We start from the raw sequence: 9,931 nt of genomic DNA, 5'->3' as shown, positions 1-9,931 counted from the left end.
ATGGTTATGAACCAGCTTCTTTTACATGATCAAATTAAAGATAGAGTTATTAAGTATCTTGAATAACTTACACACTTAATTTGACAAAGCCGTACGACGAGTATGGTTGCTATAAACCATTTATTTTGAGCGTCTTTCATATTACTAATGTTGGCGCTAATTTTTTGATCTACTAAATTGATAATATCTTCTTTTAATGATTCAGATTCTATCATTCTTTGATGACTTTCACTTTTAATATCATTCTTCAATTCGTTTTTTACTTCTCTTAAAGAGCTTTCTATTAAATCAAATCTTGTGTTCATATGTTTTTCTAGCATTTGAAATTCTGCTCTAGTTACGTAGTCATTATTCATATATCACACCTCACTTTATATAAATCTACTATGAATGGTTTTATCGTTTTCAGTTTAAATTACATTAAATATTTTTTCACTTCCATATTATACATATATATTATACTACAATTTTGTATTGTTCAAAAGTTATTTTGATAACAACATAAAAAACCCTAACCGCATTCGGTTAGGGTTTTTAAAATTTGAGAACTCTTCTACTTAGCGTATTCAGTAGCTCTCATTTCCCGGACAACTGTCACCTTAATATGCCCTGGATATTGTAATTCGCCTTCAATTTGATCTTTAATATCTCTAGCTATTCTATGTGCTTTCAAGTCGTCAATATCTTCAGGAGAAACGATTACTCTAATCTCTCTACCTGCTTGTATTGCGAATGCTTTTTCAACACCTTGATAACCTTCTGATATTTCTTCTAATCTTTCTAAACGTTTCACATAATTTTCTAAAGTTTCTCGTCTAGCTCCAGGTCTTGCAGCACTTAATGCATCTGCTGCTGCTACCAGTATAGAAATAACTGATGTTGGTTCTACATCCCCATGATGTGAGTGTATTGCATTTATGACTGTATCATGTTCATGATATTTCTTTGCAAGTTCTACCCCTATTTCAACATGGCTACCTTCAACTTCGTGATCAATAGCTTTACCAATATCATGTAATAAACCTGCACGTTTTGCTAAAGTAACATCTTCACCTAGTTCAGCTGCTAACATTCCTGAAAGTTGTGCAACTTCTACTGAGTGTTTCAGTACACTTTGGCCATAACTTGTACGATATTTCATACGTCCTAAAATTTTAACCAATTCTGGGTGTAAGTTATGAATACCTAATTCAAATGTCGCTTGTTCACCTGATTCTCTCATTAGGTCATCCACTTCTCTTCTCGCTTTTTCAACCATATCTTCAATTCTACCTGGATGGATACGTCCATCAGATACTAAATTAGTTAAGGCTGTCTTAGCGATTTCTCTTCGAATTGGATCAAATCCAGATAAAATAACCGCTTCTGGTGTATCGTCTATAATTAAATCTACACCTGTTAATGTTTCTAAAGTACGAATATTACGACCTTCACGACCGATAATACGTCCTTTCATCTCATCATTTGGTAAATTAACTACCGATACAGTCGATTCTGAAGTATGATCTGCTGCTAATCTTTGTACAGTAATAGACAACAGTTCTTTAGCTTTTTTATCGACATTTGCTTTTAGTTCTCTTTCTTTTTCTTTTACAAGTACAGCAATATCATGTGACAGTTCATCTTCTACTTGTGAGAATTGCTCTTTACGAGCTTCTTCACGTGTGAGTCCGGAGATGCGTTCTAGTTCTTGTTCATGTTTCATTATTATTTCTTGAACATTACTCTCTTTTGCATCTACCTGTTGTTGTCGCTCTTCAATTTTAGCTTCTTTGTTTTCTAGAATTTCATCTTTTTTGTCTAAAAGATCAGATTTGCGCTCTAAATTTTCTTCTTTTTGAAGTAATCTTGCTTCTTGCTTTTGTAGGTCACTTCTTCTCTCTCTAATTTCACTATCAAGATGATCTCTAATTTGTTGATTTTCTTCTTTTGCTTCAATCAACTTTTCTTTCTTAAGACTCTCAGCTTCTTTATTAGCTTCACTTATAATATAGTGAGCAGACTGACGAGCTTGATCTTGCTTTTTCGTTAAGCTATTATGTGCGAAAAAGTATCCTACAACAACACCTAGAATAACTCCTAGCAAAATGAGTAAGAGGGTTAATAAGTCCACATAAACACCTCCTTCTATCTAGGTTCTACGTCTTATATATACAAAAATATGATTAAATGAAACTATGGAATCATACAACTCAATTGTACGTTTAAATTTGTACAAGTGTCAAGGACATGGACTTTAATTTTTAATTCTATTTTTTATAAAAAAACATTCTATAGATTACACAATGAAACGTAATCTATAGAATGTTTAATTTAATGACAAAATACTATTTAGTCTAATAAAGTTTCTTGTTCAGGCTCATTAGGTTTTTCTTCTTTTTTAGCTTCTTCTTTCTTCTTACCGTTAAAGCCTAATTGATCTCTTAAGATTCCATCAATTTCTTCAATAATAGCTGGGTTTTCTTTTAAGTAAGTCTTAACGTTTTCTTTACCTTGACCCATACGTTCTCCGTTATATGAATACCAAGCACCTGATTTATCTACAATATCAAATTCAACTGCTAAGTCGATTAATTCACCTTCACGTGAAATACCTTCACCGTACATAATATCAACTTCTGCTACTCTAAATGGAGGCGCAACTTTGTTTTTAACAACTTTAATTTTAGTACGGTTACCCACTACTTCTTGACCTTGTTTCAATTGTTCAGCACGACGTACTTCTAAACGAACAGAACTATAGAATTTCAACGCACGTCCACCTGGTGTTACCTCAGGATTACCGAACATAACGCCAACTTTTTCACGAATTTGGTTGATAAAGATAGCTGTTGTATTTGATTTAGAAATAGCACCTGATAATTTACGTAAAGCTTGACTCATTAATCTTGCTTGTAAGCCAACGTGTGTATCTCCCATTTCACCTTCAATTTCAGCTTTAGGTGTTAATGCAGCTACTGAGTCGACAATAACAATATCAACTGCACCACTACGAACAAATGCTTCTGCAATCTCTAAACCTTGTTCACCGTGGTCAGGTTGTGATAAATATAGGTTATCAATATCTACGCCTAAGTTTTTAGCATAAACAGGATCTAGTGCGTGCTCAGCATCAATAAAAGCAGCTACGCCACCTTGTCTTTGTGCTTCAGCGATAGCGTGTAAAGCTACTGTTGTTTTACCAGAACTTTCTGGACCATATATTTCAATGATACGTCCTTTAGGGTAACCACCCACACCTAATGCTTTATCAAGTGTGATTGAGCCACTAGAAACTGCTGATACTTCTCTACTTGTATTATCCCCTAGCTTCATTACTGCCCCTTTACCAAAGGATTTTTCCATATTCTTAATTACTGTATCGAGTGCTTTTTGACGTTCGTTCACGCGATAACCTCCTATATATAAAATGAATTTACTTGTTTAATTAGCTATTATTACTATAAATGCTTTTATTCTAAATTGCAAGCATAAAGCGAATATTTGTTCGTGTTTTTGTACGCATTTTTTAAAATTAAGCGAACATAAGTACCGATTTTATGAATTATTGCAAGTTACCTTAATTGGTTCAAAAACTTTATAAGTGCTATATTGCTTATTCTATCACGTCTTCCAGCATATGATTGACTTAATGACGAAATAAATTTTTCCCTTTTTTGCATATGTGAAATATATACTGTTGATTCTTTATGATCTTGTTTTAAAACGATAACACTTTCTACATTAAATGTTGATTTTAACTTATTAGCAATTTGTTCAATTGAATCATCTTGCCTAATATTCAACATTTCATCAGTCCATGAATTTTGTAAGAGATATGATTTTAAATATTGTTTGCTGTCTTTAGAAAGCTTAAGTCGCGCATTTAATACGCCATCTGTAATGCCATCATAGATAACAAGTGGTTGGTCTAATTCATTAAATACAGCATCTTCAACTGTTAAATCATCACTACCGTAATAAAATTCGCCGATTCTATTTAATATTTCTGTTTTAACAGGCTGGATTAAATCTATCGCTTGTTGTTTAGTATTCGCGTTAGCTGTAATACGAAGTGATACTTCATGTTGACCAGCAAGTGGTGCAATTGTAGGATTGGATTGATTATCTATTAAGTCAATCAACTCTGTTTCCAAACTAGATTCACCAATACCCATAAATTTCAACGACTCTGAAAAGATGACACGTTCTTCATTTAAGAAGAAAGGTACAAGATATTGATTGACCATTGGTTGAAGTTCTTTCGGCGGACCAGGTAATAATACGACTTTTTTGTCATCCACTTCTAAATACATGCCTGGTGCCATACCAAAGTCATTTTTAAGTACTTCACTACCTTCAATAACAAGTGCTTGTTGTCTATTGTTAGGTGTCATCGTACGGTTTGCATTTTTAAAATATTGTTCAATCTGATCCATAGCTTGTTTATTTGTTTCTAGCGATTTACCTAATACTTTACCAACAGTTTGTTTTGTTAAATCATCTTTCGTTGGTCCTAAACCGCCTGTTAAAATCACAACGTCATGATGCGCTAATTCTTCTTTAAAAGTACGTTCTAATCTTCCAGGATTATCGCCTACAGCAACGTGTCTCATCACACTTGCACCGAGTTCATTAAGTACTTTTGATATAAACTGTGCATTTGTGTTAGCAATTTGTCCTAATAAAATTTCAGTACCTACGCTTAAAATACTAACTTTCATACTTTTGCCTCCTACAGAAAAACCTACAAACGAAATGTTGTAGGTTAAATGTTGTTATTATTTTGATCCTTTAAATACATCTCTACCATGATAAAAATACTCTATACCAGATAGAATTGTAAAGAAAGTAGCAATATACATGAGCCATTGCCCAAGATTAATTTGCCATAAAGTAGAGAATGGTTCTTGTAATAGGATAAATACGATTGCAACCATAGTGACAGCCGTTTTAATTTTACCTAATTGACCAGCTGCACTTACAAAGCTTTGTTCAATTTGAAGTAATCTTAGACCTGTTACAGCAAATTCTCTAGCAATGATGATAATAGCAATAACTGATGATACTTTATCAAGTTCTACTAATGCAATTAATGCACTCGCTACTAATAATTTATCAGCTAGAGGGTCTAAAAATTTCCCCATGTTTGTAACAAGTTCCCATTTTCTCGCTAAATAGCCATCAAACCAATCTGTAACAGAAGCTAAAATAAATATAATACCAGCTATAAATTGTTCTATTCTCATTTCTTGTCCAAATAAGAAATGCATGTCACCCATATTAAAATCTACAAGTAAAAATAAAACAAATACAGGTATTAAAATAACACGTAATACTGTTAATTGATTAGGAATATTCATATTCGTTCTCCTTCTTTTCTTACAACTGCATAATAATACTATTATAAATCAATACTATATATAATTAAATGATAATTATTAATAATATCCATCCAATTAAACATATACCAAAGAACGTAACCATTTGTGTTATGAGTTTAGCTACCATTTTATTCTCTGATATTTCAGTTTGGCTTCTTTTTTCTTGCGTAAGCTGTCTAAAAGCTTCTTTAGCAGAAGGTGCTGTTTTAGGCAACTCACTTTGATGTTTATCAATTAATTCTGGTGCACTCATATTGATTGCCGAAGCATATTTCGTTATAAAACCTCTTGTATAATCGGGATTTGGTAGATTTTCAAATTCATTCTTTTCAATCATCATTAAAAATGGTCGTTGTATCTTTGTTTTTTCTTCAAGTTCAACTAAAGTCATCCCTAATTGTTCTCTTTTACTTCTTAACGTTTCTCCAATATATTTCAAATATATTCACCTCAAACAATTTATTCAAAAAATCCAAATCCATCTCCAAATGCCATATTGTCATTTGTAAATAAATCATTTTTATTTAATTGCTCATATGTAATTTCTTGGTCTTCTGTTTCTCTTAGTTCAATAATATAATCAAAATCTTCAAGGCTATATTCAGAGCGCTGTACAAATAAATCAGGATGTTCTACTACTTTAATTGTTGGTAAACTCATAACTTCTCTAACGAGTTGTTTATGCTTTTCGTCGGTTTGTTTAGACGTTACAGCCCCATCAATAATATAAACATTTTCATCACTATATTCACCTTTTAATAAAGAGCTTCTTACAGTTTGCTTAATAAGTGTTGAACTAATAAACAACCATTTTTTATGGGCACACACACTTGCGGCAACAACCGATTCAGTTTTACCTACTCTTGGCATACCTCTCACACCAATCAGTTTATGACGGTTCTCTTTAAACAGTTCTGCCATAAAATCAACTAGCAAACCTAAATCTTTTCTTTCGAATCTAAAAGTCTTTTTGTCATCAACATCTCGTTTAATATATCTACCATGTCTTACCGCTAATCGATCTCTTAAGCCTGGTGTACGTAATTTTTTAATTGTGATATCATCAATTTCTTTAACAATATTTTCAAAACGTTTAACCTTATTCATATCATCTGTCTTAATGAGTAGCCCTCTTCGGCCTTGATCGACACCATTTATCGTTATGATATTAATACCTAATATACCAAGCAAACTAGAGATATCCCCTAATAAACCTGCTCTATTTACTTGTATATCGTATTCTAAGTACCATTCTTTTTTAATGACTTCTTCCATAATAACCACCCCAATATTAAATATACCATCCTCCGTTTACACGAAGTACTTGACCGGTCACACTTTGAGATAATGGATTTAATAAATATCCCACAGTTGCCGCAACTTCTTTAGTTTGAACAAACCGACCTTGTGGTATTTCATCTTTTAATTGTGTTTGTGTAATTTCATCAAGTTCATCTGTCATTTTACCATGAACGACACCTGGACATATAGCATTTACTGTAATAGATGTTAAAGCAAGTTCTTTTGCTAAAGATTTAACAAAACCAAGTTGAGCAGCTTTCATTGTTGAATAGATTGTTTCGTAACTTGCACCAGTCTCACCCCAAATAGATGATATAACGATTATTCTGCCATTTTCACTCTTTCTAATATCATCAACAAATAATTGAACAATTTTTATGAGCGCATATACATTCAAATTATATTGAACATCAATATTATCATCTGTAAAATCTTGAATCGCACCAAATGACGATTGCCCAGCTGCATATATTAATTGATCAATATGTCCGATTGATGTTAAGGATTGTAAATTATCTTTGTTTGTTAAATCGAATTGTAGAAAAGTAACAGGTTGTCCGGCATACCTTTGTTTGAGTTCATTAATATTAGATTGATTATAATGCAGTATCACTTCATGCCCTAGTGATAAACATTCATCAACAATCGATAAGCCAATGTCACCACTACCACCAACAATAAATGTTCTAGCCATTTTGTTTCACCAAACGACTTTCTACAACATGATCAAAGTCTATTAATGAAGCCAATGTTTCTTGTACACTTTCTACTGTTATAGATTCTAAAATGTTTACAAGTTCAAATAGTTCGACACCTTCGAAATAGAATTTAGTATATTGATTCGCAATATATTCTGGAGAATTTAAACTTGATACAATTTCCCCTAAAGTTTGTTTTCTCACTCTTTCTAACTCTTCTGGAACAAATCCATTTTCAATATATTTCTTAAGTTCAGCTTTAACCGCTTCTTTAAATTCATGATGGTAATCAGTTGTCACAGCTAGAATTAAATAACTATATGTCATTTCGTTAGCAAATTGATAACCAAACGTATCGTCAATTACTTCTTTTTCTAAATTTGATTGATAAAATTCAGTTTGTTCACCAAACATTAAATCTAAAGCAATCATCATTTCCATATCATTTTTGACGCGAACTTTATCAGAAATTGTATTAGGCTTGAATTTATATGCCAACATTGATTTCTCTTGCACAATATCCATTTTCGTTTCGACATATGGTGTATGGACAGATGTCGGTTCGTCTATGGTTTTTCTCGTAATAGGTGGCATTTCATGCATATTTCTTTTATCTTCATGTTCACGCACTAATTGTATAGTCTCTTCAGGATCAACATCTCCAACAATGATTAACACCATATTTGCTGGATGGTAAAACGTTTCATATGATAAATATAAATCTTCAGCCGTAATATCATAAATACTTTCAACAGATCCAGCTATATCCACTTGTACAGGATGATTATGATAGAGTGCACCTAAAGTTTGGAACATTAATTTATAATTCGGCTGTTCTTGGTACATTTTAATTTCTTCAGCGATAATTCCTTTTTCTTTTTCTACTGTTTTCTCAGTAAAATATGGGCTTTCAATCATCTTTAATAAACGAATAATATTATCGTGTACATTTCCTGTCGCACTAAATAAATAGCTTGTTCTATCAAATGTCGTAAATGCATTAACTTGTGCATCATTTTCAGCGAAACTTGTAAAGACATCCCCGTCTTCTTTTTCGAACAATTTATGTTCTAAGAAGTGTGCAACCCCGTCCGGAACAGTTACAAAATCATCTTTGCCATGTGGCTTAAATGTGTGATCAAGTGAACCGAAATGTGTTGTATATGTCACAAAAGTCTTTGAAAAACCTGCTTTCGGAATAACTACTACTTTTAAACCATTCTCTAAAGTCTCTTCAAATACAGTTTCATCAATCTGCTTATAATATTGATTACGCATTGTTATCACCTTCAGTCAGTATATATATTGTATCTAATTGTCCAAGTTGTGCGATCTTTTTAATGTCTTCAATAGTGATAGATTCAATTTCTTTAATCCACTCATCATAGTTATAAACGGATTGATATCTGGCATGTGTATGCAATAAGTCAATCATTTGTCGTTGCTTATCAAACATTTCTCGTGCGTGTGAGATTAAGACTTTCTTCGCTAAAGTCAGTCGCTCTGTTTCAATTTCACCTTGTTGAATATCTTTAAATATATTTAAAATTGTTTCTTTAGCAACATGTACTTTATCTTTAGAAATGCCACCAACTATATATAAGAATCCATTTCTTGCATCAATTTGAGAATGTATTGAATATGCTAAACTTTGTTTTTCACGTACTTCACTAAATAAAATAGAAGAAGCATCTCCACCAAGTAACATATTTAATACTAAGAACGAATAATATTCTTTAGAATGGAATGTTATTGGGAACCTATATCCCATATTTAATTTTGCTTGATCAATCTTTGTATAATCTACTATTTCTTTTACTTCTCTAATATCTTTTAATAATGTCGTTTCGATCTCTAATTGACTATTATGATCGAAATTAAAATATTCATGACACAATGATTTAACTTCATCTAATTCAACATTTCCAATAATATATGTAGATATCGCATTCTCATGTAACAAATCATGATATGTATTCACTAAAGATTCAGACGTTACATTATCAATATCTTCTAGTCTACCTGAAGCTAAATATTTATATGGCTCATCTTCAAACATATGATTCATAAATTGAATAAATGCACGTTGTGATTTGTTGTCTTCAATTGCAGTTAATTTTTTATGTAATAAAGATTTTTCTTGCTTCGTATATTTTTCGTTAAATTTTCCATTTTCAATAAGTGGGTTGAAAATCACTTCATGCAATAATTTAACGGCTTGCTCAAACAGTGGAAGTTCACTATTTAAATACTTTTCATTTACGATTTCAATACCAATTGTCATGATATGATTATTAGCTTGTTTATTGACATAGCTAAATAAATGCGCACCATATAAGTCCGCAAGCAAATTATTCATTTCTTTATCAGTTTGGTATTGTTTTGTAACACGTGTAATTAATTTACTTAAAATTGACCTAGATGTAATCGTCTCACTGTTTAATGGTGCTACAAATTTAAAAACGATAGTCGTTGTTTTAAATTTTTCAGTTGGTATCACATAAACGTCATTTGAAGATAATTGTATATGTTCTGTTGTTATCATAATAGATACCTCTCTTATATGTA

At 31.9% G+C, this 9,931-nt stretch carries 10 protein-coding genes; all 10 read right to left on the bottom strand.

Going from position 1 to position 9,931, the window contains the following annotated elements; all coding sequences use genetic code 11:
* Window positions 1-29: 29 nt before the first annotated feature.
* Window positions 30-356, bottom strand: coding sequence for a hypothetical protein (locus LQ611_RS05255; protein ID WP_025905369.1), 327 nt, complete (start codon window positions 354-356; stop codon window positions 30-32).
* Window positions 357-553: 197 nt separating this feature from the next.
* Window positions 554-2,113: a ribonuclease Y gene (rny, locus tag LQ611_RS05250; protein ID WP_025905368.1), complete on the bottom strand. Its 1,560-nt coding sequence runs from the start codon at window positions 2,111-2,113 to the stop codon at window positions 554-556.
* Between the two features lie 218 nt (window positions 2,114-2,331).
* A complete protein-coding gene (gene recA, locus LQ611_RS05245) occupies window positions 2,332-3,345 on the bottom strand; it encodes a recombinase RecA (RefSeq protein ID WP_049319417.1) in 1,014 nt (337 codons plus the stop codon).
* A gap of 209 nt (window positions 3,346-3,554) precedes the next feature.
* Window positions 3,555-4,703, bottom strand: coding sequence for a CinA family nicotinamide mononucleotide deamidase-related protein (locus LQ611_RS05240; protein WP_025905366.1), 1,149 nt, complete (start codon window positions 4,701-4,703; stop codon window positions 3,555-3,557).
* Window positions 4,704-4,760: 57 nt separating this feature from the next.
* Window positions 4,761-5,342, bottom strand: a complete 582-nt coding sequence (pgsA, locus tag LQ611_RS05235) for a CDP-diacylglycerol--glycerol-3-phosphate 3-phosphatidyltransferase (protein ID WP_239709434.1) — start codon at window positions 5,340-5,342, stop codon at window positions 4,761-4,763.
* Between the two features lie 64 nt (window positions 5,343-5,406).
* On the bottom strand, window positions 5,407-5,802 hold the full coding sequence (locus LQ611_RS05230) for a helix-turn-helix domain-containing protein (protein WP_037587819.1): 396 nt from the start codon (window positions 5,800-5,802) through the stop codon (window positions 5,407-5,409).
* A gap of 20 nt (window positions 5,803-5,822) precedes the next feature.
* Window positions 5,823-6,638, bottom strand: coding sequence for a YmfK family protein (locus tag LQ611_RS05225; protein WP_025905363.1), 816 nt, complete (start codon window positions 6,636-6,638; stop codon window positions 5,823-5,825).
* Window positions 6,639-6,654: 16 nt separating this feature from the next.
* Complete coding sequence (ymfI, locus tag LQ611_RS05220) at window positions 6,655-7,359, bottom strand: elongation factor P 5-aminopentanone reductase (RefSeq protein WP_025905362.1); 705 nt, start codon at window positions 7,357-7,359, stop codon at window positions 6,655-6,657.
* Complete coding sequence (gene yfmH / locus LQ611_RS05215) at window positions 7,352-8,641, bottom strand: EF-P 5-aminopentanol modification-associated protein YfmH (protein WP_107590586.1); 1,290 nt, start codon at window positions 8,639-8,641, stop codon at window positions 7,352-7,354. The genes ymfI and yfmH overlap by 8 nt, the downstream gene beginning before the upstream one ends.
* Entirely contained in the window at window positions 8,634-9,908 is a 1,275-nt protein-coding gene (yfmF, locus tag LQ611_RS05210; protein WP_025905360.1) for an EF-P 5-aminopentanol modification-associated protein YfmF, read from the bottom strand. Before yfmF ends, yfmH begins: the two co-directional genes overlap by 8 nt.
* Window positions 9,909-9,931: the final 23 nt, after the last annotated feature.

The organism is Mammaliicoccus sp. L-M44 (genome assembly GCF_022386355.1).
In the GTDB taxonomy this organism is placed as follows: domain Bacteria; phylum Bacillota; class Bacilli; order Staphylococcales; family Staphylococcaceae; genus Mammaliicoccus; species Mammaliicoccus sciuri_A.
This window is presented reverse-complemented; position numbering and strand designations above follow the sequence as displayed.

Excerpts from the sequence above, each read along its gene's own strand:
- LQ611_RS05240 (WP_025905366.1), bottom strand. The coding sequence starts at position 4,703 with ATGAAAGTTAGTATTTTAAGCGTAGGTACTGAAATTTTATTAGGACAA.
- pgsA (WP_239709434.1), bottom strand. The coding sequence starts at position 5,342 with ATGAATATTCCTAATCAATTAACAGTATTACGTGTTATTTTAATACCT.
- ymfI (WP_025905362.1), bottom strand. The coding sequence starts at position 7,359 with ATGGCTAGAACATTTATTGTTGGTGGTAGTGGTGACATTGGCTTATCG.
- yfmF (WP_025905360.1), bottom strand. The coding sequence starts at position 9,908 with ATGATAACAACAGAACATATACAATTATCTTCAAATGACGTTTATGTG.
- LQ611_RS05255 (WP_025905369.1), bottom strand. The coding sequence starts at position 356 with ATGAATAATGACTACGTAACTAGAGCAGAATTTCAAATGCTAGAAAAA.
- recA (WP_049319417.1), bottom strand. The coding sequence starts at position 3,345 with ATGGAAAAATCCTTTGGTAAAGGGGCAGTAATGAAGCTAGGGGATAAT.
- yfmH (WP_107590586.1), bottom strand. The coding sequence starts at position 8,641 with ATGCGTAATCAATATTATAAGCAGATTGATGAAACTGTATTTGAAGAG.
- LQ611_RS05225 (WP_025905363.1), bottom strand. The coding sequence starts at position 6,638 with ATGGAAGAAGTCATTAAAAAAGAATGGTACTTAGAATACGATATACAA.